The sequence below is a fragment of the Streptomyces sp. NBC_01077 genome (assembly GCF_045162855.1).
Lineage (GTDB): Bacteria > Actinomycetota > Actinomycetes > Streptomycetales > Streptomycetaceae > Streptomyces.
The window spans coordinates 7,128,644-7,154,798 of the sequence record NZ_CP108669.1; the positions used below are offsets into that span (position 1 = coordinate 7,128,644).

Annotated in this window: 22 protein-coding genes and 2 pseudogenes; 9 read left to right on the forward strand and 15 right to left on the reverse strand. The window is 70.2% G+C overall.

What is annotated here, in order from left to right:
* The first annotated feature begins 58 nt into the window (after positions 1-58).
* Both OG462_RS32320 and OG462_RS32325 read left to right on the forward strand, forming a co-directional pair.
* Positions 59-1,708, forward strand: a complete 1,650-nt coding sequence (locus OG462_RS32320; protein ID WP_406063041.1) for a restriction endonuclease fold toxin-2 domain-containing protein — start codon at positions 59-61, stop codon at positions 1,706-1,708.
* A gap of 14 nt (positions 1,709-1,722) precedes the next feature.
* Entirely contained in the window at positions 1,723-2,175 is a 453-nt protein-coding gene (locus OG462_RS32325; protein WP_406066934.1) for a hypothetical protein, read from the forward strand.
* Between the two features lie 270 nt (positions 2,176-2,445).
* Here the strand turns inward: OG462_RS32325 and OG462_RS32330 are convergent.
* Positions 2,446-3,060 (reverse strand): annotated as a pseudogene (locus tag OG462_RS32330) (DUF4265 domain-containing protein); the annotation flags it as partial.
* Between the two features lie 62 nt (positions 3,061-3,122).
* Between OG462_RS32330 and OG462_RS32335 the strand changes: the two are divergent.
* From OG462_RS32335 to OG462_RS32345, 3 genes are all read left to right on the forward strand, one after another.
* Positions 3,123-3,584: a hypothetical protein gene (locus OG462_RS32335; RefSeq protein ID WP_406063043.1), complete on the forward strand. Its 462-nt coding sequence runs from the start codon at positions 3,123-3,125 to the stop codon at positions 3,582-3,584.
* Between the two features lie 91 nt (positions 3,585-3,675).
* On the forward strand, positions 3,676-3,972 hold the full coding sequence (locus OG462_RS32340; protein ID WP_406063045.1) for a hypothetical protein: 297 nt from the start codon (positions 3,676-3,678) through the stop codon (positions 3,970-3,972).
* Complete coding sequence (locus tag OG462_RS32345) at positions 3,930-5,825, forward strand: N-acetyltransferase (protein WP_406063047.1); 1,896 nt, start codon at positions 3,930-3,932, stop codon at positions 5,823-5,825. Before OG462_RS32340 ends, OG462_RS32345 begins: the two co-directional genes overlap by 43 nt.
* Positions 5,826-5,942: 117 nt before the next feature.
* Here the strand turns inward: OG462_RS32345 and OG462_RS32350 are convergent.
* A pseudogene (locus tag OG462_RS32350) lies at positions 5,943-6,514 on the reverse strand (transposase); the annotation flags it as partial.
* A 166-nt stretch (positions 6,515-6,680) separates the two neighbouring features.
* Positions 6,681-7,955 (reverse strand): cytochrome P450, encoded by a 1,275-nt coding sequence (locus OG462_RS32355; protein WP_406063049.1) that lies wholly within the window; start codon positions 7,953-7,955, stop codon positions 6,681-6,683.
* Positions 7,956-8,592: 637 nt separating this feature from the next.
* Here OG462_RS32355 and OG462_RS32360 point away from each other — a divergent pair.
* From OG462_RS32360 to OG462_RS32370, 3 genes are all read left to right on the forward strand, one after another.
* Positions 8,593-9,102: an ATP-dependent Clp protease proteolytic subunit gene (locus OG462_RS32360; protein ID WP_406066813.1), complete on the forward strand. Its 510-nt coding sequence runs from the start codon at positions 8,593-8,595 to the stop codon at positions 9,100-9,102.
* 257 nt (positions 9,103-9,359) lie between these two features.
* Positions 9,360-10,100, forward strand: a complete 741-nt coding sequence (locus OG462_RS32365) for a class I SAM-dependent DNA methyltransferase (RefSeq protein WP_406063051.1) — start codon at positions 9,360-9,362, stop codon at positions 10,098-10,100.
* 338 nt (positions 10,101-10,438) lie between these two features.
* Positions 10,439-11,437, forward strand: a complete 999-nt coding sequence (locus OG462_RS32370) for an NAD(P)/FAD-dependent oxidoreductase (protein WP_406063053.1) — start codon at positions 10,439-10,441, stop codon at positions 11,435-11,437.
* Positions 11,438-11,497: 60 nt separating this feature from the next.
* On the opposite strand, the gene OG462_RS32375 is transcribed toward OG462_RS32370, so the two are convergent.
* From OG462_RS32375 to OG462_RS32395, 5 genes are all read right to left on the reverse strand, one after another.
* A complete protein-coding gene (locus OG462_RS32375) occupies positions 11,498-12,100 on the reverse strand; it encodes a helix-turn-helix domain-containing protein (protein WP_406063055.1) in 603 nt (200 codons plus the stop codon).
* Between the two features lie 161 nt (positions 12,101-12,261).
* A complete protein-coding gene (locus OG462_RS32380) occupies positions 12,262-13,425 on the reverse strand; it encodes an acyl-CoA dehydrogenase family protein (protein ID WP_406063057.1) in 1,164 nt (387 codons plus the stop codon).
* A 4-nt stretch (positions 13,426-13,429) separates the two neighbouring features.
* Entirely contained in the window at positions 13,430-14,185 is a 756-nt protein-coding gene (locus tag OG462_RS32385) for a thioesterase II family protein (RefSeq protein WP_406063059.1), read from the reverse strand.
* The gene (locus OG462_RS32390) at positions 14,182-15,819 is read right to left on the reverse strand and encodes a GMC family oxidoreductase (RefSeq protein WP_406063061.1); all 1,638 of its coding nucleotides are present in this window, start codon (positions 15,817-15,819) and stop codon (positions 14,182-14,184) included. The genes OG462_RS32385 and OG462_RS32390 overlap by 4 nt, the downstream gene beginning before the upstream one ends.
* Positions 15,816-19,133 (reverse strand): non-ribosomal peptide synthetase, encoded by a 3,318-nt coding sequence (locus OG462_RS32395; protein ID WP_406063063.1) that lies wholly within the window; start codon positions 19,131-19,133, stop codon positions 15,816-15,818. The genes OG462_RS32390 and OG462_RS32395 overlap by 4 nt, the downstream gene beginning before the upstream one ends.
* Positions 19,134-19,377: 244 nt before the next feature.
* Between OG462_RS32395 and OG462_RS32400 the strand changes: the two genes are divergently transcribed.
* Complete coding sequence (locus OG462_RS32400; RefSeq protein ID WP_406063065.1) at positions 19,378-19,971, forward strand: flavoprotein; 594 nt, start codon at positions 19,378-19,380, stop codon at positions 19,969-19,971.
* Positions 19,972-20,083: 112 nt separating this feature from the next.
* On the opposite strand, the gene OG462_RS32405 is transcribed toward OG462_RS32400, so the two are convergent.
* The 7 genes from OG462_RS32405 to OG462_RS32435 form a co-directional block, all read right to left on the reverse strand.
* Positions 20,084-20,491: a RidA family protein gene (locus tag OG462_RS32405; protein WP_406063067.1), complete on the reverse strand. Its 408-nt coding sequence runs from the start codon at positions 20,489-20,491 to the stop codon at positions 20,084-20,086.
* 45 nt (positions 20,492-20,536) lie between these two features.
* Positions 20,537-22,000 (reverse strand): NAD(P)/FAD-dependent oxidoreductase, encoded by a 1,464-nt coding sequence (locus OG462_RS32410; RefSeq protein WP_406063069.1) that lies wholly within the window; start codon positions 21,998-22,000, stop codon positions 20,537-20,539.
* A gap of 125 nt (positions 22,001-22,125) precedes the next feature.
* Positions 22,126-22,875 carry a methyltransferase gene (locus OG462_RS32415; RefSeq protein ID WP_406063071.1) on the reverse strand — a complete coding sequence of 250 codons (750 nt, stop codon included), beginning with the start codon at positions 22,873-22,875 and terminating at the stop codon, positions 22,126-22,128.
* Between the two features lie 81 nt (positions 22,876-22,956).
* Positions 22,957-24,186 carry a Cmx/CmrA family chloramphenicol efflux MFS transporter gene (locus tag OG462_RS32420; RefSeq protein ID WP_406063074.1) on the reverse strand — a complete coding sequence of 410 codons (1,230 nt, stop codon included), beginning with the start codon at positions 24,184-24,186 and terminating at the stop codon, positions 22,957-22,959.
* On the reverse strand, positions 24,183-24,317 hold the full coding sequence (locus OG462_RS32425; protein ID WP_406063076.1) for a hypothetical protein: 135 nt from the start codon (positions 24,315-24,317) through the stop codon (positions 24,183-24,185). The genes OG462_RS32420 and OG462_RS32425 overlap by 4 nt, the downstream gene beginning before the upstream one ends.
* Before the next feature lie 206 nt (positions 24,318-24,523).
* Entirely contained in the window at positions 24,524-24,994 is a 471-nt protein-coding gene (locus OG462_RS32430; RefSeq protein ID WP_406063078.1) for a group II truncated hemoglobin, read from the reverse strand.
* 67 nt (positions 24,995-25,061) lie between these two features.
* Positions 25,062-25,997, reverse strand: coding sequence for a BTAD domain-containing putative transcriptional regulator (locus OG462_RS32435; protein ID WP_406063080.1), 936 nt, complete (start codon positions 25,995-25,997; stop codon positions 25,062-25,064).
* Between the last annotated feature and the right edge of the window lie 158 nt (positions 25,998-26,155).

Genomic DNA, 26,155 nt, shown 5'->3' on the forward strand with positions numbered 1-26,155 from the left:
AGACGATGGCATCCGCCTGAGATAGGTTGACGATTCACGTCTGCAAGGGGGCGCGACGGTGACCGGTCTTGCTCCGGACGTCAAGTTCGTCGCGGAAGGAATGATCCGCGGCTCCATGGGGCTTCTCGACACGATGCGGGGAGCGCGTGACACGGCCATTGCCGTCGGCCACGAACTGGCGCGACAACAGGGGATGGCAGGGGACGACGAGGCGGGGCGAGCCTTTGCCAAGGTGTACGTCTCGGCAGCCGCCGCGACGCTCGACAAGATGGGCTTCAGCTCCTACGTCCTTGGCGAGACGAGCAAGGGGCTGATGCGTAACGCCCGTGAGTTCATGGCCGAGGAGAGCCGACAAGTCTCTGCCTTCCTGGGACGTCAGGCCGACCTCACGGCAGGGATGGGCGACCCCGGCGCCGACTGCACCGAGAACTACCTCGGGCTGGGCCAGGAGCTCCCCGAGGTGGTGGGGGAGACCGCCTGGTACGAGCAGTACGCCCCCAGCGGCGGCAGTGACCGCTTCCGCGGCTCGCCGGAGAAGATCCGGGACGTCGCCGGCTCCTGGCGTCACGCCGGGGTGCTCATGCAACGCTTCCTGGAGGACGCGCAGGCGTACGCCCTCACCGCGAGCAAGGCACACTCCGGCGAGGCCGCCGACGCCTTCCAGGCGTACGTCAAGCACAGCGTCGGTCTTACCTGCCCTCCGGCGAAGGCGGAGGAAGGCGAGCCGCTGGTGACGAACCTCGTCGCTGCCTGCACGCAGATAGCCATGGCATGTGACCGGTACGCCGAGCACGTAGAGGCTGCCAAGGGGAAGATCGCCGAGCGCAAGATGGACCTCTTCGCGGTCGACATGCCCTGGGACCAGCCGATGTTCGGCGGCAACGGATACGACGGCGGACTGCTCGACGCCGTACTGGGAGACTCCTGGATCCGCGACCTCGGCTCCGTGGGCCACGCACTGGACTCGTCCGCCGCACGCATCAAGCTCCCCGCCGCCGATCCGCCGGAGGCACCCGCCATCCCGGGATTCCCGTTGCTGCCGCCCCTCATCCCCGCGCCGATTCCCGTACCCGTCCCGATCGTCCTCGCGTCGTACACCGGGCAGGTCCCGGCGCTGGCTCCGATGATCAACCCTGTCGACCCGGGTATCTCCTTCGCCGACCCGATTCCACCGGTCCCTGGGACCACCCGTCTACTCACCGCGGCAGAGCAGCAGCAGTTCCGCACGTGGGCGAATACCCTCCGGGCCGGCGGCTTGGCCGGCGGCGGTGGCCCGGCGGCCCCCGACAACGCCTACCAGCTCCGCGTGGCCGGCTATCCCGAGCGGGAAGTGCCGCTGCTCGGGAGCAAACGCGGGCTCATGGTGGACGGCATACGCCCCCTCGACGGCCATCTCGTCGAGGCGAAGCACGTACGGGACCCGGACTGCACGAAGAAGAGCTTCCGCACACTCGACCGGGTCGAAGAGACACTGGCGAAGCCCGTCAAGATCAACAATCAGGGGAAGATCTCATGGGACCCGGTCGTCGACTCCATGTACGCGGGTGACGAGAAGGAGCTCGTCCGCTACAAGCAGGCCATGGCCAACCCCGCGAACAACGAGATCCGGGGCTTGGAGATCGTGACGAACGGGCGGGACAACGCCGTCTACTGGCAGTCCATGATGGCGATGACGGGCACGCCAGGCTCGACGCGGTATGTCCCCTGAGAACAAGGAAGACCATGGCCACGGAACGAAATATCCGGACGAACTTCGCCTTCTACCCCCCGGAGGAGAACGGCGGAGCCTGGCGCGCCACGCTGGACTCTCTGGAGCGGGCGCTGCGAGAGGCGTTTCCCGACCCCACCATCGGGCACCGGCGGTCCGGCGTCCACGAGATGACGGTGCTGGACTTCGAGATCGAGCTGGCGCCCGACGTGTGGCTGGACGGCACCGCGTCCATCGCCGAGCCCGACTACGCCTACATCACCCTCACCGATGTGACGGCGGAAGAAGCCGGCACCTTCGCCGTCTGGCTGCGCGACTCCTTCGCTCCGGCGCCCGACCTCGTGCGCTTCGCCAGCAGCCTCGCCATGGCGAACGGCGAGGACACCCCCTCGCCGCTGCCAGTCGAAGGGGGCCGCGAAGACATCGGTGACCTGCTGCGCCGGCACCTCGACGCATTCGACTACTGACCGGCGAGCTTCAAGCGGATTGCCGCCCGTGTGACGCTGCTTCCCACGTTGGTGGTGACCGCAGCGCGCGCATCTACTTGGCCCGTGCTGCCCGCCAGGCGTCGGTGATGCAGCCCTTCTTCCATGTCCCACCACTCTTGGGCCACGCCGTGATCGAGGAGCCGCTGGACCTTTGCGAGGTCTACCTCCGGCGGCACATCGAGAGCGACCGACCATGCCGAACCGCTCGCTCCCCTCTCCACCCACTCCCAGTTCCGCGAAGGCGTTCAGAACGCTTTGCCGCGCTGCGCCAGATCCCTTGTCACGCAGCACGATCAGCCGGAGCGTGCAGTTCTGCGACGGCGAGACCACCTGGCCCGCCCAGTGAACGCCGTCCTCGTCGGGGTGGGTGGTGAGGACGTCTCCGCACGCCACGCCGCGTACGAACCAAGGAGTGTTGTCGAGTCGCACGGTGCCATCGCCTCGGTCGAGGGCCCACAGACTCTCCACTGAGGCGGGCGGCCAATCACCGTCCGTCTCAAGGCGGAAGTGCACCTTCACATGTTCGACTCCGGTCTGCGTCATCCGGTCAGGATGCACGATCTCTCCGATTCGGACCCGTGTGGCCCGTGTTTGAATCGGCGAATGATCGAATGGCAGTTGCCGAGGTACGGGCGCGGGCCGTACGACGAGGTTCCGCCCGTTCTCGAGCGGGTTCTGCGATCGTCGTCCAGCGATGAGGAAGCATGGCAGGAACTCTGGCACCTCCTGGCTACCGAGGGGCTCACCGTCTCGGCAGCGAGCTTTGCCGCGCTCCCGTATCTGCGGGATATCGCCTGCGCCGGTGAGACGACTGCCGTGGACCGGGCGTTGGACCTGGCTGGAGCGATCATGGCGGGAGTCCATCAGGACCACGGCGCCGACGATCTCATCAGGACCTTGGCTCCGGTGATCGTCGAACTGAACAGATGGTCTCCCGGCGCCTCAACGACAATGACCTGTCAACGGCGACCGCGATGGCCCTCTTCCGCGCTCATCTCGCATTCGCCGGGGCGAGCGTGTGGAGCCTGGCCGAGTACGACTTCGAAGACGGCTTCTACGGGGTCGGCTGCCCTCACTGCCACCTCAGCGTCACCATCGCGATCGGTATCCACGGCCGCTACTCGGCCCATCGCGACTGGGACCAGGGAGATATCCGCCGCCGCCCTCTTCAGGAAGCCGACCCGAGCGACCTCGACGGCTTGGCCGCATGGATGCACGAAACAGCCCGTGACCTCGACTTTGCCCAGTTGGCAGAGGGGCTCACCTGGCTGTTCGGCCGTGCCGAATGCCCCGAATGCGCGAGCACTTTCGTCATCGGGGACCAGTACGCGGCCGACAACGAACCCCACCATTCATCTGACGGGCCCATACCTGCTGGAGGCTGGTGACGAGACCCGCACCGCGTGTTTCCCGCCACTAGCCGGTTCTGATCAATCATTGGCTTGGCCGCGCCAGTTTAGGCAGTATGCGCTTGGGGCGGTGATCGAACTGGAGGGGATGCAGATGGCGATCAAAGTGCTGCCAGTGACGGGAGAGCAGCCGGACCTACTCAGTGCCGCCATCGCCCTGGGCGACCGGTACGCAAAGCGTCTGGGCCTGCTCACGCCACCCGCGTACCGAAAGTACGCCGACAACGGTGGGCTGCTGGTCGCGCTGGAGGGGGACGAGCTCGTCGGCTACGCGCTTTTCGGGTTGCCCAAGCGCAGTCAGTACGTGCGCCTCTCCACGTGTGTGTGGCAGAGGAACGCCGAGGGAACGGGATCGCTGGGCTCTTGATCGCGGAGCTTCGCCGTCGTCAAGGACACCGGCTCGGCATCCGGGCCAGATGCCGGCGGGACTATGGGCTCAGTTCCATGTGGAGCGGTCTCGGTTTCGTTCCGAAGGACGAGGGACTCGGACGGGGTGGTGATCAAGAGACCCTCGATACCTGGTGGCTTGATCTCGGTCACGAGGATCTGTTCACCGAGGCACTGAGCGACGCCCTGCTGGTCGTGACGGTCGACTACAGCGTCTTCTCCGGGCTCCGTGGCGCGGGTGCCGAGCGGGCTGTTGAGGAGTCGAGGGCCCTTGAGGCCGGATGGCTCGCAGACCTGATCGAGCTCACGTACACACCGCAGCTCCTCCTCGACGTGCGGGAGATCGAGAACCGCGATGAGAGGAAGCATCAACGCAACGGTCTGTCCCGGCTTCGCTCCGCGTCTCCCGATGCGGCCGCGGTATCGGCCCGCCAGCAGGAGTTGACCACGGCGGTCAGCAAGGAACTGCCGGAAGCGCCGATCGACGGCACGTTACGTGCCCGACTGCGGTACGTGGCCGAGACATCCTGCGCGGGTCTGCAGGTGCTGGTGACGCGTGATCCTGAGCTGGAGCGGCTGGCCGACATCGCCTGGGACGTAGCACGCGTCAGGGTCGTCTCGCCGGCCATGGTGACCCTTCATGTGGACGAACTCCGCCAAGCCCAGCTCTATCGCCCGGCGGATCTCATGGGCACGGCGTTCTCCGCCGAGGAGGTCGCGTCCGGAAGCGAAGGGGAGCTGGTCGCCTTCTTCGAGCAGGCCGACGGCGACAGCGGTACCGCCTTCGCGGAACGGCTGAAGGCGCTTGGCGCCGATGGAGTGTTGTGGCGAAGGGAACTGCTCCGGGACGGTGACGGACATCCGGTCGCCCTGTACGCCTGGGCCATGGACGGCCGCACACTGAACGTCGCCTTCCTGCGGACCGCGGCACACCCACTGGAGGAGACGCTCGCCCGACAGCTGCTCTTCATGCTGAAGCGGCTGGGGCGGGAACGAGGCGCGCAGGTCGTCCGCATCGCCGATCCGTACCTCTCCCAGGCTGCCATGTCAGCTGCTGGCGCCGACGGATTCACCGAGGACGAGAGCGGCTTCACGGCCCTCATCGTCGACCTGTGCGGACCGGCCGAGGCCGTCTCCGAGGCGGCAGGAGCCGTCGCGGCACGCGCCGGGCGTACGGCACCGAGCCTGCCGGCTCAGGTGTCGCCTGAGATCGCGAGCGTGGCCGAGCGAGTGTGGTGGCCGGCGAAGCTCGTCGACACGGCTCTGCCTTCCTTCATCGCTCCCGTACAGCCCCGCTGGGCCACGGAGCTGTTCAATGTGCCGGCCATGCTCGTGCCGCGTGACGACGTGATCGGCATCAGTCGTGAGCATGTCTACTATCGGTCCGCCGGTCACCGTGGGGAGAGCGTCCCTGGCCGGATCCTTTGGTACGTCAGCGGAGGGACCGCCGGGCAGCAGGGCAAGATGGTGATCGGCTGTTCGCGGATGGACGAGGTGGTCGTCGGCGATCCTGGCCGGGACCAAGACGGTCGAGGTGCGTCGTCAACGCGTCGCCGCCCCGCCTGGAACCCCAGTACTCCTCTACGCGACCGCGCCCACGATGGCCATCGTGGGCATGGCGCGGATCGCCTCTGTGCAGGTCGCGTCCCCCCGCGAGGTCCGGTCGGCCAGCCGTACGAGCGCCGGAATCAGCCGGCGCGAGTACGACGAGTACATGCGCGGCGCGACCCGGGCCAGCGGCCTCTCGCTGGAGGAGCCGCTCACCTTCGAGGCCCCGGTACCCCTGGCCGCGCTCCGGGCGTCGGGTTCATTCCACCCACCGCAGAGCTATAGGTACTTGACCGGCGAAGACCGGAGAAGGGTGGCCGCGGTGGCCCCCGGGACTGGCGCGGCGTTCCACGGTGCGCTGAACGACTTCGAGCCCGCTTAAACGGGGCTGCGGCGCCACGAGCCCAGCCAGTAGACGGGTTTGGTTGACCAGATCCTGGCCGTCGCCGACCAGCACTGCCAGCAGCAGGCCGAGGGTGTCGATGACGATGCTGCGCTTGCGGCCCACGATCTTCGTGCCCGCGTCGATTCCCTGGCTTCGGGCGGGGACGCTGGTGGAGGTCTTGACGCTCTGTGCGTCGATCACGCAGGCCGACGGTGGCGGTTCTTGCCCTCCTGCTGGCGGCCCAGTTCTCGTAACAGGCCGTTGAGCTGGGCGAAGATGCCGTCCTTCTGTCACCTCGCGAAGCAGCCGTAGACGCTCTGGTGCGGCGGAAAGTCGTGCGGCAGGTAGGCCCGCTGGCAGCCGGTGCGGTCCACGTAGAGGATGGCGTTCATGATCTCACGCAGGTCATGCCGTGGTGGCCGGCCGAAGTCCAGGGCCCGCCCGCGACGTTCGAAGCGCCAGGCCGGCAGCACCGGCTCAGCTCCCAGCGGGCATCAGAAAGGTCATTTGGGTACGCACGGCGTTCCGTGAACTCCCATGCCCCGTCGCGCCGGTGGGCGAGGAAGAGCCCCTTCCTGGTGCTCGCCAGCAGCGGGGTCGCGGTCATGACGATCGCCTCTCTCCTGTCCGGTGCGCGACGCCACGTCGCAGCACTGCGGACAGCGTGGACCCCGCCGCTGACAGTCCCGGCTGACCTGCGCGAACGGCGTGCCGCGACCGCTCACCCGCCGGTCAGCCCGCCCGCGGCGGACGTATCACCACCGCACCGGCAGCTCCCGCCTCCCCCGGATCAGCATCCCCGGGAGCCACTCCCCAGGCTCCCCGTCCGCCGCCAGGTCCGGGCAGCGCTCCAGGAGCGTGCGCAGCGCCACCTCGCCCTCGAGGCGGGCGAGGGGGGCGCCCAGGCAGAAGTGGATTCCGTGTCCGAAGGAGAGATTGCTCCGGGCGTCGCTGCGCCGTACGTCGAAGCGTTCCGGGTCGGGGAAGCGCGCCGGGTCGTGGTCCGCGCCGGCCATGGCGATCAGCACGATGGCACCGCGCGGCACCTGTACACCGCCGATCTCGGTGTCCTCGAGGGCGATGCGCGGCGTGGTGGTCGCCACCGGCCCGTCGTAGCGCAGCGTCTCCTCCACCAACCCCGCCGCCAGCCCCGTCGGATCGGCCCGTACGGCCGCCAGCTGCTCGGGGTGCGCGAAGAGCGCGCGCACCGCGTTGCCGATCGTGTTGACCGTCGTCTCGTGCCCGGCGACGAGCAGCAGGAAGGCCAGCGAGACCAGCTCGTCCTCGGTGAGCCGGTCGCCGCCCTCGTCGACCGTGTGGACGAGGGCGCTGAGCAGGTCCTCCCCGGGGCTCTCGCGCTTGGCGGCGATGAGCCCGGCGAGATACGGCATGACCTGCTCGTACGCCTCCTTCTCCGCCTCGGGGCTGGTGGGCGCGAGGGTCTCGTTGGACCAGGCGTGGAAGGAAGCGCGGTCCAGGCCGGGGACGCCGAGCAGTTCGGAGATGACGATCATGGGGAGCGGGGAGGCGAACGCCTCGATGATGTCGGCGCGGCGCGCTCCGTCCGCCGTCATGCTGTCCAGCAGCTCGTCGGTGATCTCCTGGACGCGCTGCCGCATCCCCTCGACCCGCCGGGCCGTGAACTCCTGCGCCACCAGCTTCCGCAGCCGGGTGTGGTGGGGCGGGTCGCTCATCAGCATGTTGGAGTTGCCGAGCATGTTCAGGGCGTATGGCGGGCTCCAGCCGGGCTGCCGATAGTCGCGCTGCCAGTCCCGGCTGAGTTGCGGGGAGCCGAAGGCCTCGCGCGCGGCCTCGTACCCGACCACGAGCCACACCACCCCCCTGTCGGGCCCCACTACCTGGTGCACCGGACCGCGCTCGCGCAGCCGGCGGAAGGCGGTGTACGGGTCGGCGACGAAGTCGGGGCTGAGCGAGGCGAGCACCTCGATCCCGCCGATGCTGTCGGGCCGGTCTGTTCTGTCGGGTATCGCGGGACAGGCGGCGGCTTTCTCGGTCTCGGTCTCGGTCACGACGGAATTCCCTTTCCTCAGGCCCGGGTTACCGGCCCCCGCCGGCCACTCCGAGCACGGCCGCTGACTCTAATCCCGCACCTCCACCCGCACAACTACCCACCAGCCCCACGTTCACCAAACCGACAATGAACATCAACAGAATTCGCTTACCAGAGCCACATACGCGAGCGCGTCGCCAGCGCGCCTGTGCGGACAAGCCAACTCCGTCCCTGTGCTTCGACGTGGGGTTCCGCCGCATCGGTCGCACTGTCCGCAGAGGGACAGGGCAACCCCTTTGCTCCTGGCCGGATTCAAGCGCCGATTATTTCCTTATGCACCATTTTTTGCAGACGTCGTCTCGGTTCCGCCGCTGTCAAGGCCACTCATAGGGGCTTAACTGTGCCTGGTTTCAAGCCAATTGAAACTCAGTCACACCCTCCGCTCTGAGCGAACGGCTTCTCGACTCCCCCTGGATGGGGGCGGAGTGCGTGTTAGCTTCGTTAAGCGCGAGGGGGCGAGTGGAGTGCTGCTTCCGGCTCTAATTGGTCGGATAGCAGCTGAACGGACTCAGTCCAGGCCCTTTAGCGGACACGCAACGACAGAGGAGTGGAATCGCACGGGCTCTCGGCAGTTGCCTCTCGAAGCGGGCCAGATGATGCCTTACGCCCGCGGCGGTGCCGGTGATGGGATCAGCGTGGATGCGGTTTACAACCGTCTTCTCGAGGACCGCATCATTTTCCTCGGCAAGGAATTTGACGATGGCATCGCTAACCGCGTAACCGCGCAGATGCTGATGCTCGCCACGGATCCGACCCGTGACATTTACTTGTACATCCACTCACCGGGCGGCTCGGTGACCGCTGGCATGGCGGTCTACGACACCATGCAATGCATCAAGAATGATGTCGTGACCATTGCAATGGGATTCTGTGCCTCCATGGGCCAGTTCCTTCTCGCCGCTTGTGCGAAGGGAAGGCGGTTCGCATTGCCGCACACGAAGACCCTCATGCACCAGCCCTCGGCCGGTTTCGCCGGCTCGGCCTCGGACATCGAGATCTATGTGGACCAGTTGGTCCGCACCAAGCGGGAAATGGCTGAGCTCATCGGGCACCACTCCGGCCAGGACACCACCATCGCGCTCGCCACGGTCCTCACCAGTCACTGACCGGTTTCCGATGACGCACCACGTCGAGTGCATGGCGATCCTGGAGCCGGTGAAGAAGGACGCCTGACCTGGGGTTTTGCGGCACCCCCACGCCCAGGTCCACCAGGTCGATGTCCGGGTGTTCTCTGGGCGGCCGGGGCCACGTGTGCGGCACACGGGAGCGAAGACGTCGTCATGGGCGTACGCGGACCGCCGGCGGGGAGGACGGTGGTAAATGCGTCGACAGCGCCCCTCGGTGCCCGGCAAAGTGGCCGCCCGTGACGAGCAGTGAGCTGTGGACCCGTGCGACCGCCGACCGCTACGACGCCGAGGAGGCCGAGACGTCCTCGGCCGCCGTTCTCGGACCGACTCTCGCCTTCCTCGCCGAGCTCGCCGGAGACGGCCGGGCACTGGAGTTCGCCATCGGGACCGGACGAGTGGGCGTCCCGCTCCGGGAACGCGGCGTACCGGTAGTGGGCATCGAACTGTCCGAGCACATGGCAGCGGTGCTGCGGCGCAAGGTCGACGAGGTCACGCTCCCGGTAGTCATCGGGGACATGGCCACCACCGTCGTTCCTGGCGAGTTCACCCTGGTCTATCTCGTCTACAACACCATCACGAACCTGCTCACGCAGGACGAGCAGGTCGAGTGCTTCCGCAACGCCGCACGTCATCTGGAGCCCGGCGGCCGATTCGTCATCGAGCTGGGCGTGCCGCCGCTGCGACTCCTGCCGCCCAGCCAGGTCGCGGTGCCGTTCGACGTCTCTGAGCAGCATCTCGGCTTCGACACCTTCGACCTCGTCGAGCAGATCCTCGTCTCGCACCACTTCACCCGCGACGGCGACGACGGCCGCTACCGCCGCGGCAACTCCCGGCACCGCTACGCCTGGCCGGCGGAGCTCGACCTGATGGCCCGGATCGCTGGGCTCGAGATGGAACGTCGCGTCGCGGACTGGGACGGGGCGCCGTTCACCCAGGACTCCGCGAAGCACATCTCCGTGTGGCGCAAGGCGACCTGAGGTCGGCACGTGGTCGTAGCCGCGGTCGCCCGGCGCGAGCCACCTGCCCGCACGCTGTCCACACCACTCACCTGCCCGTACCTGCCCATCCCTCGCGTGTCTCCCGACCGTTGTCCGTACGGCCACCCTCGCGGCCCGGCTCGTCGGGTCCTGGCAGCGGACCGTTGCTCGGCGCCGAGCCGAGATCGAAGTGCTTGACGGAGCTGCTTCCACCGCCGAGTGACGCGCATTTCCTGAGGAGGCGCCGGCTGCGTGGTCAGGCCCGGCCGTCCCGGAAATGGCAACAAAGATTGTTCTGGTTTCGGGTGGGCCGCACCCTTGCGGCGGAGGTGATCGCCATGACCGGCGCCCACAAGGAAACCAGTGTTCGAACCTCGTACGACGTGATCGTGATAGGTGGCGGGGCAGGCGGGCTCAATGCCGCGCTCGTGCTCGCGCGGGCGCGGCGCAGTGTCGCCGTCGTCGACTCCGGGGAGCCCCGTAACGCTCCCTCGGCCCATATGCACAGCTTCCTCTCCCGTGACGGAGTGTCGCCGCTGACCGTGCTCGAGACCGGGCGGGCCGAGATCGCGCGCTACGGGGCCGTGCGGGTCGAGGGGCGTGTCGACCAGGTCGAGGCGCGGGACGAGGGGGGCTTCGTCGTGCGGCTCGACGGTGGTGCCTCGCTCGACGCGCGGCACGTCGTGCTCGCCACCGGGCTGCGCGACCAGCTGCCCGAGATCCCCGGGGTGCGGGCGCTGTGGGGTGGGGACGTGCACTTCTGCCCGTACTGCCATGGTTACGAGGTGCGTGACCAGCGGATCGTCGTGCTCGGGGTTCATCCGGCCTCCGCCGGGCAGGCGCTGTTGCTGCGGCAGTGGTCGCACGACGTCGTGTACGTCTCCCACGACCGGCCGCTCAGTGACGACGAGCGTGAGCGCATGGACGCCCGCGGGGTCCAGGTGGTCGACGGGTCCGTGACCACCCTGCTCAGCAAGGACGGGCGGCTGCACGCCGTCGAGCTCTCCGACGGGCGCACCGTCGACTGTGCCGGTGTCTTCCTCTTCCCGAAGATGAGCCCGAACGACTCCGCCTTCGACGGTCTCGGCTGTGAGCGGGACGAGCAGGGCTGGCTGGTCACCGACCGGGCCGGGCGCACCAGCCGCCCCGGGCTGTGGGCCGTCGGCAACGTGGTCGACTCGCGCGCCCAGGCCGTCACCGCGGCCGGCATGGGAGCCGCGGCCGCGTTCGCGCTCAACCACGATCTGGTGGACGAGGAGATCGCGCGCGACCTTGCCGCGCACCGGGCCGCCACCGGCCGTTCCTCCGCGGAGGAAGAGCCCGTGTCCGCCGTCTGATCTCCGGCATTCCCCCGGCGTTCGTTCCCGCGCCGCCTCCGTCCCCCGCCCGTCTCCGGCTCAGTCGCCGGAGGCGGGCGTTCGGCCTGTCGGCCTGGCGCGGATGTGCATGCGTTCGCCCTGGCGTCCGAAGAGGCTGAGTACTTCGACCGAGCCCTGTCCCGTGCTGCCGAACCAGTGCGGCAGCCGGGTGTCGAACTCCGCCACCTCGCCCGGGTCGAGGACGATGTCGTGGTCGGCGAGCACGATCCGGAGCCGCCCGGACAGCACGTACAGCCACTCGTATCCCTCGTGGGTGCACAGCTCCGGGGTGTCGCGGCTCGCCGGCAGCACCATCTTGTAGCTCTGCAGCGGGCCCGGCTGTCGGGTCAGCGGCAGCACGGTGTTGCCGTTCACGGCGTGCGGTTTGAGCCGGACCCTCGGGTCGCCCACGTCCGGGGCGCCGACCAGTTCGTCGATGGGGACCTGGTGAGCCTGGGCGATGGGCAGCAGCAGTTCCAGGCTGGGGCGGCGCTGGCCGGCCTCCAGGCGCGAGAGCGTGCTCTTGGAGATGCCGGTGACCTCCGACAGGGCGGCGAGGGTGACACCGCGGGCGGTGCGCAAGCGCTTGAGTCGGGGACCGACGGCGGACAGGGCCTGGGCGATGGACGAGGGCTGCTCCACGCTGTCATTACATTCATTCGTTTCGGAATTTGCAAAGAGAGGTGCTGTTTTCGGACGCGTCGTTCACACGCGTGCGCCCCGCCCCACCCCGGCAGGTCGCGGGGCGGGGCGGGGCGCTTCATGCTTCAGAGGCCCAGCACGCTTCAGAGGTCCAACGTGCTTCAGAGGCCCAGCGAGCGGCCGATCAGTTCCTTCATCACCTCCGTCGTCCCGCCGTAGATCGTCTGGACCCGGCTGTTGGCCCACTCGCGCGAGATCGCGCTCTCCTTGAGGTAGCCGTAGCCGCCGTGGATCTGGAGGCAGCGGTTGGCGATGTCCACCTGGAGCTCGGTCGTCCACCACTTCACCTTCGCGGCGTCGGTCACCGACAGGCGACCCGCGTTGAGTTCGGCCACACAGTGGTCGAGGAACACGCGAGCGATCGTCAGTTCCGTGTCCATGGTGGCCAGTTGGAAGCGGTTGTGCTGGAAGGTGCCGATCGGCTGCCCGAAGGCCTCACGGGTCTTCGCGTACTCCAGTGTGTCGGCGAGCATCCGTTCCGCCGCGCCCACCGCCACGGTCGCGATGCTGAGCCGTTCCCGGGGCAGCCCGGCCATCATGTAGGCGAGACCGGCGTTCTCCTTGCCGATCAGGTTCTGGGCCGGCACCCGGCAGTCGTCGAAGAACAGCTCGCAGGTGTCGCTGGCGTGCCAGCCCAGCTTCTCCATGCGCCGGCCGCGGGTGAGGCCGGGCGTGCCGCGCTCCACCACCAGGAGGCTGATGCCCTGGGCGCCGCGCTCGGGGGCGGTCTTGGCGGCGACCACGACGACGTCGGCGTTCTCGCCGTTGGTGATGAAGGTCTTCTGCCCGTTGAGGATGTACGCGTCCCCGTCCCGTACCGCGGTGGTACGGATGTCGGCGACGTTGGAGCCGGCGTCCGGCTCGCTCATCGCGATGGCCGCGACCAGCTCGCCCGCGCACAGTCCGGGCAGCCAGCGTTTGCGCTGCTCCTCGGTGGTCCGCTCGGCGAGGTACGTGGCGATGACATCGTTGTGCGCCACGAAGCCGGGCGCGGTGGCCCGGGCCCACATGATCTCCCGTTGGAACACCGCCGGATAGCGGTAGTCCGGCTCGCCGCCTCCGCCGTACGCCGGGTCGACGCCGATTCCGAGGAGTCCGGCCCGGCCGGCCGCCCGCCACACCGAACGGTCGACGATGCCGTCCCGCTCCCAGCGGGCGTGATGCGGGACGACCTCCCGGGTGAGGAACTCACGGCAGGTCTCCCGGAACTGCTCGTGCTCGGGCTCGTACCGCGTCGTCGGGCGGCTGCTTCTGCTCTGTGCCACGGGCTCAGCCCTCCCCGGGGTCGGTGTCGTCGCCGATGATCGACAGGGTCTCCTCGGGGTGCTGGACGGCGGCGAAGTGGCCGCCCTCGATCTCCACCCGGTGGACCGGCCCGGAACTGTGCGCGGACCACGGCCACACCCGCTCCGGCGGGGCGTGCACGTCCTCGCGCGCGGCGATCAGGGTGAGCGGGAAGTCCACCCGCAGGCCCGCCGCCTCCCGGGCGAACTCGGCCCGTACGCAGTCGTCCTCGCGGAGCATCCGCAGGAGGATCCGGCTCATCGTCGGTTCGGCGAGCACCGCGGGCGGAGTCCCGCCGTCGGCCGCCGTACGGGCGAGAAGCTCGTCGTCGGGGACGGCGGCGAGCAGCGCCCCGGGCCGTTGGAGCGCCGGCGGCACCGCCCCCGAGAGCACCGACCGCACCGGCGCGAGGCCGGTCTGCCGGGTGACGTGGTCGGCCACGGCGAGGCTCATGGTGGCGCCGAAGCTGTGCCCGAACGTCGCCCAGCGCACTCCGGGGGACCGCTCGCGCTCGGCGAGCAGATCGGCCACCACCTGCTCGGCCATGGCCCGGACCAGGCAGTGGTAGTTGACCGCCTTGCGCTCCTGGCGGCGCGCGCCGCGGCCGGGCGCGTCCACGCCCCGGACCCGCAGGTGCGGCTCGCCGAGCGTCTGCCAGCCGCGGTAGACCTGCGAGGTCGCCCCGGCGTGCGGGAAACAGTAGAGCCGCACCGGAGGGCTCGTGACAGGGTGCACGGTCATTCCTTCATGCTCCGGGCCAGCTTCTCGGCCAGCATCAGGGTGGTCAGATTGGTGGGGGCGCTGGGGATGACGGGGAAGAGCGAGGCGTCGGCGATCCGCAGGTTCTCGGTGCCGTGCACCCGGCCCTGCTGGTCGGCGACGGCGTACGGGTCGGTGTCCGGGCCCATCCGGCACGAACCGGCCGCGTGCCAGCCGGGGTTCATGATGTGGCGGACCCCGCTGCGCAGCACGCCGTCGTTGGCGATCATCCGGTCGCTCCAGAACTGGGTGTGCGTCAGCCGGCCGGCCAGTCCCGGGGAGCGCAGGAAGCTCCAAGCCCTGCGGACACCGTGGCAGAGCCGCTCGATGTCCTCGGGATCGGTACCGAGGCCGAGTTCGATGACGGGCGCGGCCAGGGGGTCGGCGCTGTCGAGGAAGACCCGGCCGCGGGAGCGGGGGCGCATCAGCATCACGGAGATGCCGACGACCAGCGGCCAGCCGAGCCGGTCGACGAAGCCGGGGATGGTGTGGCTCTCCACGTTGTTGAGGAGCCCCATCTGGATGTCGACGTCGTCGTCGAAGCCGCTGCTCATGCGGGCGGCGACCTGGCGCCAGGGCTGGCCCGGCGTACACACGCCGTCGGCCGGCCGGGACCACATGACGACGGACGGGTGGTCCACCAGGTCGCGGCCCACGCCGGGCAGGTCGGCCACCGGGTCGATGCCGAGCGCGCCGAGCAGGCCGGCGTCGCCGACGCCGGAGCGCTGCAGGATGACGGGGGTGCCGACGGCTCCGGCGGCGAGGATCACGTGACGGGCGCGGACGGTGTCGAGCCGCCCGTCCCGTTCGGTCTCGACGCCCACGGCCCTGTTCCGGTCCTTCGGGTCGAACAGCACGCGGGTGACCCGTACGCCGGGGCGCACATGGAGCCGCTCCAGGGTGCGGGCGTCGGAGAGGAATGCGGTGGCGGCGTCGATCCGTTCGCCGTCGATCGTGTTGCCGGGGATCGGGCCGACGCCCGCCTCCTGCCCGGAGTTGAGGTCGAGGAGGTCGGTGACGCCCTGCCCGTTGCACTCCTCCCAGAAGGCGGCGTCCAGGGGGTGCACCCGCTCGCGCGGGGTCCGCCGGATCGGGAGCGGTCCGCTGTCGCCGTGCGGCCCGCCGGGGAAGTCGGCGTCGTTCTCGATGTCCTGGTAGAAGGGCAGCACCCGCTCCCAGGACCAGTCGGGGTTGCCCCGCTCCGCCCAGGCGGCGAAGTCACGGGGCAGCCCGCGCAGGGCGATGGCCCCGTTGACGGCGGAGCCTCCGCCGAGGACCTTGCCGAGCTGGTAGGGGAAGCGTTCCCACAGGGCGCGGGCCGGGGTCCCTGTGCCGTCACCGCCCTTGAGCAGGTCCTCCAGACGGCCGCTGGTACGGAGGTTGGCCCGGTAGTCCCAGTTGAAGCCGGCGAGGACGAGCCGGCCGGCGTCGGCCAGCGGGTGGGCGCGGTCGCGGGGGTTCGGCTGGTCGGGTCCGGCCTCCAGGAGCAGCACGGTGCCGCAGTCGCGTGCGGCGAGCCGGGCGGCGACGAGGGCTCCGGCGGAACCGCCGCCGACGACGACGTGGTCCCACTCGGCGACGGCGGAACCCGGGGTCTCGGTCGAGGGTGTGGTCATGCCGCGGACTCCTCGGCGGAGACGATCAGTTCGGCGAAGGACGAGATCGAGGCGTTCATGAAGAGGCCCTCGACCATCTCCTGCTCCATGTCCGCCCCGATGCCGAACTCCGCGCGCAGCACCGTGAGCAGGCCGACCGCGTGCAGCGAGTCGCCGCCGATGTCGAAGAAGCCCTCCTCGACGCCGAAGTCGCCGTGGCCGAGCTGCTGGGACCAGAGGGCGAAGAGCCGCTCCTCGACCCGGCTGCGCGGTGCGACCCGGGTGCCGGTGGTCTCGGCGTCGTCGTTCCACGGCGTGGGCAGCGACTTGTGGTCGATCTTCCCGTTGGTGGTCAGCGGCAGGGTCTCCAGGGTGAGGAAGCGGCTGGGCACCATGTAGCCGGGCAGCACGGCGGCGAGCGCCTCGCGCAGTTCGGCCGGGTCCGGGGTGGCCCCCGCCTCGGGCACCACGTACGCCGCGATCTGCCGCTGTCCGGTGCGGGCGTGGGCGGGCGCGGTGACGAGAGCGGTGCGCACCCCGGGCCGGCGCAGCAGTGCGGCCTCGATCTCGCCGAGCTCCACGCGGTAGCCGTTGATCTTCACCTGGAAGTCCTCGCGGCCGAGGATCTCGATGTCGCCACCGGGCAGGTAGCGGCCGAGGTCGCCGGTCCGGTAGATCCGCTCCCCGGTGACCGGGTGGACCGGGAAGCGTTCGGCGGTGCGCTCGGGGTCGCCGAGGTAGCCCTGGGCCACGCCGGTGCCGCCGATGTGGATCTCGCCGGTGACGCCGACGGGCGACGGCTCCTGCCACTGGTTGAGGACGTGCATGGTCTGGTTGGCGAGCGGCTTGCCGTACGGGATGCTCGACCACTCCGGCCGGACGGTCTCGACGGGGTGGTGGATCGACCAGATGGAGCCCTCGGTCGCGCCGCCGAGGCTGATCACGCGCATCGCGGGGAGCTTCTCGCGGATCCGGGTCGGCAGGTCGACGGGGATCCAGTCGCCGCTGAGCAGGGCGAGGCGGAGGCGGCAGCCGCGCGGCACCCCTCCGTCGCCCAGCGCGTCGATCCACATCCGCATGGGCGCGGGCACGCTGTTCCAGATGGTGACCCCGTAGCGGCCGACGAGCTGGGACCAGTGGTCGAGGTCGTTGCCGCGCGCGGGGTCGGGGACGACGACGGTGCCGCCGGCGCCGAGCACACCGAAGAGGTCGTACACCGACAGGTCGAAGCCCGCGGGGGCGAGCGCCATGGTGCGGTCGTCCGGGCCGACGCCGAAGCGCCGGTTGATGTCCTGGACGGTGTTGGCGGCGCTGCGGTGGGTGATCATCACGCCCTTGGGCTCGCCGGTGGAGCCCGAGGTGAAGATGACGTACGCGAGGTCGTCGGGTCCCTGACGGCGCCCCGGCGACCACTCCGGGCAGGCCAGGGTCTCCGCGTCCTCGGGGGTCAGTACGGTCACGCCGTCCGGCCAGGGAAGCGACTCGCGCAGTTCGGGGTCGGTCACCACGGCCCGTACCGAGCAGCGGGCGAGCAGCTTCAGGCGCCGCTCCTCGGGCAGTTCGGGGTCGATGGCGACGTACGCGGCGCCGGTGTGCAGGACGCCGAGGAGTGCGGCGTACTGTGCGGCGCCGGGCCGCATCGACACGGCGACGATCTCGTTCGGGCCCGCCCCGGGGACGCGGAGCAGCCGGTGGGCGATCCGGTGGGCGGTCTCGGTGAGCTGCCGGTACGTGGTCTCCGCGCCGGGAGTGATCACCGCGGGCGCGTCGGGGCTGCGCCGGGCCGCCTCGGCGACCAGTTCGTGCAGGAGCGCGGGCGGGATGTCCTGGGTGGTGGCGTTGGCCCGGGTGCGCTCCTCGGCCTGCGCGGCCGGCAGCGGCACGATGCCGCGGGTGGCGTCCCACAGAGCCGGCTCGTCGACGAGGCGGTCGAGCAGCGTCGTGTACGCCGTGAACATGGCCTCCAGGGTGCCTTCGGGGAACAGGCCGTCGACGGCGTTCCAGTTGACCGAGAGCCGGCCGTCGAGTTCCAGGATCTGGTTCTCCAGCCACACCTGCGGCGTACGGCTGTGGTCGTGCACGAGCGTCCCGAAGGACTCCAGGCGCCCGGCACCGGGCGCGCCGTCCGTGCCCGCCTCCGCCCCGGCTCCGGCCTCGGCTCCCGCCCCGGCACCGAGGGTGCTGGAGAAGACCACGGGCATCGACGCCCTGCCGTCGTCGCGGCGGCGGGCCAGCTCGCGCAGCACCCGGATCCCGCCGTGGGTGGCGTGCGACAGGTCCTCCAGGAGGCGCTGCTCCAGGTCCCGGGCCCGCTGCACGAAGCTCTCCTCGGGGCGGCCGCCGACGGCGAGCAGACTCGGGTCGAGGAAGTTCCCGATGATCTCCTCGACCCGCGGGTGCAGGCCGAGCCGGTGGAACTGGGTGACGGTGAGGGTGAATTCCTGCCGCCGCGACCAGGTGCGCAGAACCTCCGCGTAGGCGGCGAGCAGCACGCCGGACGCGGTCAGCCCGTGCCGCTCGGCCGCCGCCCGCAGCGCCGCCCAGCGCTCGGGGGCGAGCCGCGCCCGGTGCCGTACGAAACGCGGGGTGCCGAGCTGCTCGGGCGCGGCGGCCAGCGGCAGTTCGGGCGCGCCCGGCAGGGTGTCCAGGCGGTCCGCCCAGTAGGCGGCGGCCTCCTGGCCCAGGGTGTCCGTGCGCAGTTCCTCCCGCGCGAGGACGTAGTCGCGGAACGACAGCTCCGGCGGCTCGGGCCGCACCTCCGGGTCGTCGTAACATCGGCGCCACTCGTCCATGAGCCGGTAGAGCCCGCGCATGTCGAGGAACAGCAGGTCCACGGCGACATGGAGGCGCAGCCGGTCGTCGTCGAGCCGGGTGGCCCGCACATCGAGGAGCGGCGTCCGGTCCAACGGCAGGACCTGCTCGGTCAGTTCGGCGCGTACGCGCTCCAGCTCCGCCGTCCGCTCCGCATCTGGCCGGCCGCGCAGGTCCGTGACGCGGATGACGTACGGGTCCACCTCGGCCACGGGGACGACGCACTGGGTCTGGTCGGTCCCGGCCACGGTACGCAGGGCCTCGTGGCGGGCGATCACGGTGCGCAGGGCCTCGGACAGGCGGTCCGGGTCGAGAGCGGGACAGTCGAACTCCAGGTAGTACTGGCTGGAGATGCCGCCCAGCTCCAGACCCTTGTGGCGGCCGATCAGATACGCCTGCTGGATGTCGGTCAGCGGGAAGGGTTCGTGCCGTTGCTCCGGCTGCGGCTTGAGTTCGAGGAGCCGGTCCTCGTCGAGGCGGGGGTGGCCGGCACCGCCGCGCAGCCTTGCGAAGAGATCCTCCATCGTCGTCCGTCCCTTTTCCTCTGATGCCCTGACGGGCTTTCGGATACTGTGCCGAGCGTTCGAATTCCCTTGCGAGAAGCGACGTTAGGCAGCGGTGGTAAGGGGTCTCAATACGGTGGGACCGTAGGGACGACCGAAGGATTTCGGTGTCGCTGGACCGCCGCTGGACTGTCCCCGGACCCGCTCTGGCGTGCCCGGTTGTGCCCCTTGACCTGCGGCGGGACGGCGGCGACATCATCGGCGCATGGGAATTCGAAACTCCCCGGAGACAACCGGGAAACGCATACTCATCGGTGCCACCGGATCCATCGCGGTGACCAGGCTTCCGGCGTATGTCGAGGCGATGCGCCGGCAGATCGAGGGCAGCACGTTCACCGTTCTGCTGACCCACACGGCGGCCTCGTTCATTTCCCCGGAGAGCGTCGCGCTCTTCGCCGAGAGGGTGGTGAGCGGGGAATCCCCGGCGGACTGGCCGACCGACAAGCCCTCCCGGCTCGCCGGGGACCACGACATCCTCGCGGTGCTGCCGGCCACCGCCCACACGCTCGCCTCGGCCGCGGCCGGCGCCGCTCCGAACCGGCTGCTCACGGTCGCGCTGTCGGTGGACTACCCGGTGATCCACTTCCCGGTGATGGGCGCCAGGATGTGGCACAAGCCGGCCGTGCAGCGGAACATCGCGCGGATCCGTGAGGACGGCGGTCTCGTCAACGAACCCGAGTGGCACGACGGTTTCGACCCGACCACGGGAACGGTCAGCCGCCACCCCGCCCTGCCCGCACCGGAGACGGTGGCCACGGTGATCGAGGACCTCCTGGCCAAGCAGCGGCTTTCCTCCTGACCCCCACGACGCATCAGGGCCCCGCCGGATCCGGCGGGGCCCTGATGCGTCGTGCAAGGTGCGAGGTGCGTCGTGCGGGGTGTGCGTCGTGCAGGGCGTGTCGTGGAAGCGGCTATTCCGCGATGGCCGTGGCCTCGATCTCGATCAGGAAGTCGGGCTCGGCGAGGGTGGCGACGCCGACCAGCGTGGTCGGCCGGATGACGTCGGCACCGAGCTTGGCGGCCGCGCGCTCGGCGCCCGCGGTGATCGCCTCCCACTTGTCGAGCGACCAGTCCACCGCGTAGATGGTGAGCTTCAGCACGTCGTCGAACGTGGCGCCGGCCGCGGCGAGACCGGTCGCGATGTTGAGGTAGACCTGCTCGGTCTGCGCCGCGAGGTCGCCCATGCCCACCGGCTCGCCGTCGGCGGTACGCGGGGTCTGGCCGCTCAGGAAGATGACGCGGCTTCCGGTGCCGACCGCCAGCTGCCGCCAGCCGTAGGGCTTGGTGAGGCCGGGAGGGTCGATGTTCTCGACAGCCATGGGGTGTCCTTTCTGGAGGGACTGCTTGCGGTGGGTGCCGAGCGGTCAGCTGTACTCGCGGCAGGTCGCGTAGTACTTGCGCAGCAGGCTGACCAGCTCGGGGTCGAAGCGAGAGGCGAAGAGCAGCTCGGCCGGCGGAGTGAACTCGGGGTCGAGCTCGTCGGCCCAGGCGAGGGTGGCCGGCCGCAGGTCCATCTCGATCCACTGGTGCCACTCGACGGGGATCGTCCAGTCCTGCTCGTAGCCGATGCCCATCTGGTGGTCGATGAGGAGGTCGACGATCTCCTCGCGGGTCCCGGTCCGGTACGGCTGCCGCAGCGGCGCGAACCGGTCCAGGTCGGCCTGCGGCTCCTCGCCGAGGATGCGGGCGGCGAAGTCCTGGGCGAGCAGCGGCGACAGGTGCAGGCCGTCGCGGTAGGTGCCGGTCATGATCGTCAGGCCCTGCATGCCGCCGTCGCCGAGCAGCGGGAAGCCGTCCATGGAGACCGGGCGGTTGCCGACCTGGACCTTGGAGACGTCGCTGTTCCACAGGTTGCGGCGGACCTGGCGGTGGGCGCACTGCAGCAGGAAGACGAGGTCGCGCATCTCGGCGGTGTCGCGCGGCTCGACGGCGATGACGTTGGTGGCGCCGACGTAGACGTGGCCGTCACCGCGCGGTACGACGTGCAGGCCGCACGCGAAGGAGCGGTTGGGCGTGCGGATGACGCTGTCCGGGCTCGTACCGTCCTGCGTCTTGATCAGTGCGGAGACTCCGTAGCCGCTGACCATTCGGGGGATGCGGGGGCCGACGGGCAGGCTGTCCAGGAGCTCCTGGGTGCGGGCGCCGGCGGCCAGGGTGACGTGGTCGGCGGAGATCGTGCGGCCGGAGGCGAGGACGACCCCGGTGACCCGCTCGCCCCGGTACTCGACACGGGTGGCGAACTCGGGAACGAGGGTGGCACCGGCCTGGACGGCGGCCGATTCGAGCCGCTCCAGGAGGGCGGCGGCGTTGACCGCGTGCTCGCCGGGTATGTGGAAGGCCTTCAGCGGGCGGGAGATCGGCTCGGCGTCGACCCAGTCGAGGTCGGTGGGCTCGACGTCCTCGAACGGCTCGTTGTAGCGGGTGAGTTCGGCGCGGATCGCGTTGTAGTTGGCGTCGTCGATCTCGGCGGTGCCGATGGTGTTGAGAACGACGGTGGTGCCCTGGGCGGTCCTGATCGGCGCGCCCTCGGTCTGCTCCTCCAGCTCGGCCAGCCACGGCTCCCACAACTCGGTGGCCTTGATGCCGAGTTCGAGTTTGTGGCGGCCGTGCTCGGTGGCCAGCAGGGAGGTGGTGACCTCGCCGAAACAGCCGAGCATGGCTCCGGCCGCGGCCGATCCCGCCCAGGGCCGGTGCGGCTGGCCGAGCACGGCGACGCGCTGTCCGCGTCGCGCCAGGACCCAGGCGAGCGACAGTCCCAGGACTCCGTTTCCGGCGATGACGATGTCGTAGCCGGTACCGTCCGCGGCTGCGTTCCCGTTGGCGTTCATCACTGTCCAATCTCCCGGGGCGTTGTCAGGTCGCCCCGATGGGTGTGGGTGGGTCGATGGCGTCGGAACTGCTCGTGCGTGTGGTGCCTTGGTGCCTTGGTACGGGGAGGGGCGGGGCGGGGTGGTCAGCGGCGCCGGAACTCGTAGAGGGTGAAGTCCATGTGGACGATGCCGCGTTCGTCGGTGTGGGCCTTGACCACGGGGGAGTCGCCGAATTCCGCGGCGGGCAGTTCGACGGATTCGGTGCGGAGTCGCTTGCCCTCGAATCCGGCCTCGTCGGCGGCGCGCAGCATCTTGTACGGGTTGCCCATGGCCTCGCTGGTGCCCAGGTAGACGCGTCCGTCGGCGGCCAGATGGCGCACCACGTCGCGGAAGAACCGGTTCACCAGCCCGTACCCGGGGTCGAAGACCGCGCGCTCGATGTGCCCGGCGTACGGGCGGTCGGCGGGCGCCTCGATGAAGGGCGTGTTCCAGAACACCGTGTCGAGCTGTTCGGCGGGGTCCAGGGCGTCGAAGAGGTCGCTGGTCAGCGCGGTGAAGCGGTCGGCGACCCCGTGCCGTTCGGCGTTGCGCCGGGCGTTGAGCACGGCGGCCGGGTTGATGTCGGTGGCGAGCACCCGTGCGGCCCCGTGCTGTGCGGCGAGCACGGCGGCGACGCCGGCGCCGCAGCCCAGCTCCAGGAAGCGGTCGCCCTGCTCGTACGGCACCCAGGAGGCGAACAGGCCGGGGCCGGGGTCCGTGTAGGGCGGGAACACCTCGGGCAGCAGGTCCCATTCCCTGCCGAGCAGCGAGAAGGTCGACTGCGCGGGGCGGTCGGGGCTCTGGATCTGTGACACGACCCAGGTGCCGAGTTCGTAGCCGAGCTCGTTGTCCATGAGGTCCTCCCTGTGGGGGAGCCGGCGGAGAGTTACGGGGGTGGCTCTCCGCCGGCTCCGGCTCTGTTTCATGACGGTGGATCAGTTGTCCGCGGGCTCGGTATTCGTCCGGGCCCGGTTGCGGGCCATCGTCCGGTCGGCCAGGACGACCGGGATGGTGAGGACGGCCAGGCCTGCGCCCAGCCAGGGGATCGAGGTGAGACCGGCACCGGCGCCGAGGGCCACGCCCGCGAGGACGGGGACCACGCTGATGCCGAGCTGGAACATGGAGACGGCGGTGGCCCCGGCGAGCGTGGGAGCACCGGCCGCGACGGTGAACACCCGCCCGTAGACAGCCGGGTTGAGGACGAAGCCGGCGACTCCCAGGAGCAGGACCAGGGGGATGACGGCCACGGCGTAGTCGGCGAGGAGCGCGAGGAGCACGGAGCAGACGAGGATCCCGCCGGCGCCGATGAGCAGGGCGTGGTGGGGGCGCCCGTCGGCGATCCGGCCGCCGATGGAGAGGCCGATGAAGGCCCCGATGCCGAAGAGGACGAGGATGCCGGGCACCCACACGGAGCCGACACCGGTGACGTCCGTGAGGAAGGCGGCGAGGTAGTTGTACGAGATCATGTACGCGGCGGTGCTGAGCAGGGTCGCGGCGTACACCACCCACAGCTGCGGCTGTCGCATCGTCTGCAACTCGCGGCGCACGCTGGGCTCTTGAGCCGCCTTGGTGGCGGGCACGGCGACGATCGTGGCGATCGCGCTGAGCACGGTGAGTGCGACCACGGCCCAGAACCCGCCCTGCCAGCCGGTGAAGTGGCTGAGGAAGGCGCCGGCCGGGCCGCCGGCGACCATGGCGATGCTGAGTCCGCTGACCACCACACCGGAGGCCCGGGCGGTGCGGTCGGGGGTGACGAGGGAGATCGCGGTGACCGCGGCGACGGCCCAGAACCCGGCGTACGCCAGGCCGATCAGGAAGCGGGTGACGAGCAGGATCGTGAAGTCGTCGGTCAGCAGACCGACGGCCACGCCGGCGGCGAACACGGCCTGCGAGATCACGAGGGTCGTACGGCGCGGCCAGCGGAGGGTCAGCACCGCGAGCGGCGGCCCGCCGATCACGACGCCGATGGCGAAGGCCGAGATGAGCGCGCCGGCGGAGGACAGCGAGATGTCGAGGTCGTCGGCGATGTCCGGGAGGACACCGGCGAGCAGGAACTCGGCGCTGCCCATCGCGAACAGGCTGAACGCGAGCAGGTAGACGGCGAGCGGCAGCCTGCCGTTGGCCTTCGGGGCGGTGGCTTCCTGCGGTTCGGTCTGGACGCTCATCGGTGGCCACCTGCCGTCTTCGTGACGGCGCGGTACGGGGTGACGGCGAGGTGCAGGGTGACGGTGAGGTGCGGGGTGGCGACGGGGTGCGGGGGGACGCGTCGCACTGCCCCGGGGGTGGTCAAACGCATGAGCGGACTCCTCGTTCTGACGGTTCGGGCATACGGATCAGGGCGGGTGCGCGCCGGTCTGCCGGCCTCGGCGGTCCGCCGGATCGTGGTGATCACCAGTGACCCCCATGCTGGAACCGGGCGCCGCGGACGGACAACATTTGTTGCCGATACCGGGACGCGGAGCGGCCCCGCGGGCGGGCCGGTTCCGGGGGCCGGCCCGTGGATCACTCCTCACCGGGTACGCCCTCCCCCCAGCCCCACGTCTTGATGGTGGTACGACGGGTGGGCCCCGCGTCCGGCTGGGAGTTGGCCATCGCGCGGCGCGAGCCGAACTCGATGTAGCCGATGAACGCCGAGCGGAACTCCGCGTCGTCGGGCAGTCCGACCTCGTCCATCGCCTTCAGCATCAGCTCCACCCAACGGGCCCGCTGCTCGGGCTGGATGGCCCGGCCGCGGTGGCGGGAGAGCATCCGGGGGTAGCCGCCGTGCTGCTCGGTGTAGTGCGTGGGCCCGCCGAGCACCTCGCCGAGGAAGGTCGCGACGTGCTGGGGGTGGTCGTCGTCCATGTGCGCGAAGAGCGGGGCGAGGAGCTCGTCCTTGCGGACGCGGGCGTAGAACGCCTCGGTGAGTCGTTCCAGCGCCTCGGCGCCGCCGACCCATTCGTAGAGGGTGGGTACCTGGTTCTGGTCCGTCACTGTGTCGCCTTTCTCGTGGTTCTCGTGCGGTGGGGGTGCGGGACGGGGAGAAGGCAGGGGCAGGGGGTCAGGCCGCGTAGAGGTCGAAGGTCGGTGTCGGCCGGCCGCCGTGGGCGGGGGTGTCCAGGCGCGGATCGACCGAGAGCATCGCCTGGTGCAGCCGCTGTAGCTGAGGTGCGGGCTCCAGGCCGAGCTCCTCGACGAGCCGGCGCCGCAGGCCGCGGTAGAGCCGGAGGGCGTCGGACTGCCGGCCGGCGCGGTAGAACGCCACCATCGCCTGGGCGTGCAGCCGCTCGTTGGCAGGGTGGAGTTGGGTCAGTTCGACGAGTTCGGCGAGGAGTTCGCCGTGCAGGCCGAGGAGCAGTTCGGCGTCGACACGGCGTTCGGTGGCGAGCAGTCGGCTCTCCTCCAGCCGGGCCGCGTGGATCCGCAGCGCCGCTCCGGCCCGTACGTCCACCAGCACCGGTCCCCGCCACAGCGCGAGGGCCTCGCGGAGCAGCCGGGCGGCCCGGGCGCTGTCGCCGTCGGCGAAGGCGGTGTGCCCGGCCTGCGCGATGCGCTGGAAGGCGAAGGCGTCGACGTCCTCCTCGGCGATCCGCAGCAGATAGCCGTCGTGACCGGTGGCCAGCAGATCCCGGGCCCGGGCCGGGCCGGTGGCGCTGTCCGCCCCGGCGGTGCCGGCGGCGCCGGGCGTAGCGCCGGACCCGTGCGACCCGTCCGACCTGTCCGACCTGTCCGACCCGTTCGACCCGTTCGACCCGTACGGTCCGCCGAGGGCGGCGGCCAGTGCCCTGCGCAGTCGCAGGATGTAGGTCTGGAGGGTGCTGTGCGCGCTGCACGGCGGCAGCGGTCCCCAGATCTCCTCCTTGAGGGTGGCCACCGGGACGGGCCGGCCGGGGTGGAGCGCGAGGAGCGCCAGGATCTGCCGCGTCTTCGCCGCGCTCGGGACGACCGGAACTCCGTCGGTCTCCGCGTGCAGCGGACCCAGAATCCGTATCTTCACGCGTCCTCCTTCCATCGGCCGAGTGCCGTCCGGATGAGTCCCTTTCCGAAGCGGCTGTCCTGGGAAGGAACGTAGGAGTTCGGGGGTGAGGGCCTCAATACGGTGGGACCGTAGGGCTGACCGAAGAATCTGCGGCAGGGGTCGCCCTACGGCTACCG

Excerpts from the sequence above, each read along its gene's own strand:
- OG462_RS32325 (WP_406066934.1), top strand. The coding sequence starts at position 1,723 with ATGGCCACGGAACGAAATATCCGGACGAACTTCGCCTTCTACCCCCCG.
- OG462_RS32335 (WP_406063043.1), top strand. The coding sequence starts at position 3,123 with ATGGTCTCCCGGCGCCTCAACGACAATGACCTGTCAACGGCGACCGCG.
- OG462_RS32360 (WP_406066813.1), top strand. The coding sequence starts at position 8,593 with ATGCCTTACGCCCGCGGCGGTGCCGGTGATGGGATCAGCGTGGATGCG.
- OG462_RS32370 (WP_406063053.1), top strand. The coding sequence starts at position 10,439 with ATGACCGGCGCCCACAAGGAAACCAGTGTTCGAACCTCGTACGACGTG.
- OG462_RS32385 (WP_406063059.1), bottom strand. The coding sequence starts at position 14,185 with ATGACCGTGCACCCTGTCACGAGCCCTCCGGTGCGGCTCTACTGTTTC.
- OG462_RS32390 (WP_406063061.1), bottom strand. The coding sequence starts at position 15,819 with ATGACCACACCCTCGACCGAGACCCCGGGTTCCGCCGTCGCCGAGTGG.
- OG462_RS32395 (WP_406063063.1), bottom strand. The coding sequence starts at position 19,133 with ATGGAGGATCTCTTCGCAAGGCTGCGCGGCGGTGCCGGCCACCCCCGC.
- OG462_RS32400 (WP_406063065.1), top strand. The coding sequence starts at position 19,378 with ATGGGAATTCGAAACTCCCCGGAGACAACCGGGAAACGCATACTCATC.
- OG462_RS32405 (WP_406063067.1), bottom strand. The coding sequence starts at position 20,491 with ATGGCTGTCGAGAACATCGACCCTCCCGGCCTCACCAAGCCCTACGGC.
- OG462_RS32410 (WP_406063069.1), bottom strand. The coding sequence starts at position 22,000 with ATGAACGCCAACGGGAACGCAGCCGCGGACGGTACCGGCTACGACATC.
- OG462_RS32415 (WP_406063071.1), bottom strand. The coding sequence starts at position 22,875 with ATGGACAACGAGCTCGGCTACGAACTCGGCACCTGGGTCGTGTCACAG.
- OG462_RS32420 (WP_406063074.1), bottom strand. The coding sequence starts at position 24,186 with ATGAGCGTCCAGACCGAACCGCAGGAAGCCACCGCCCCGAAGGCCAAC.
- OG462_RS32425 (WP_406063076.1), bottom strand. The coding sequence starts at position 24,317 with ATGCGTTTGACCACCCCCGGGGCAGTGCGACGCGTCCCCCCGCACCCC.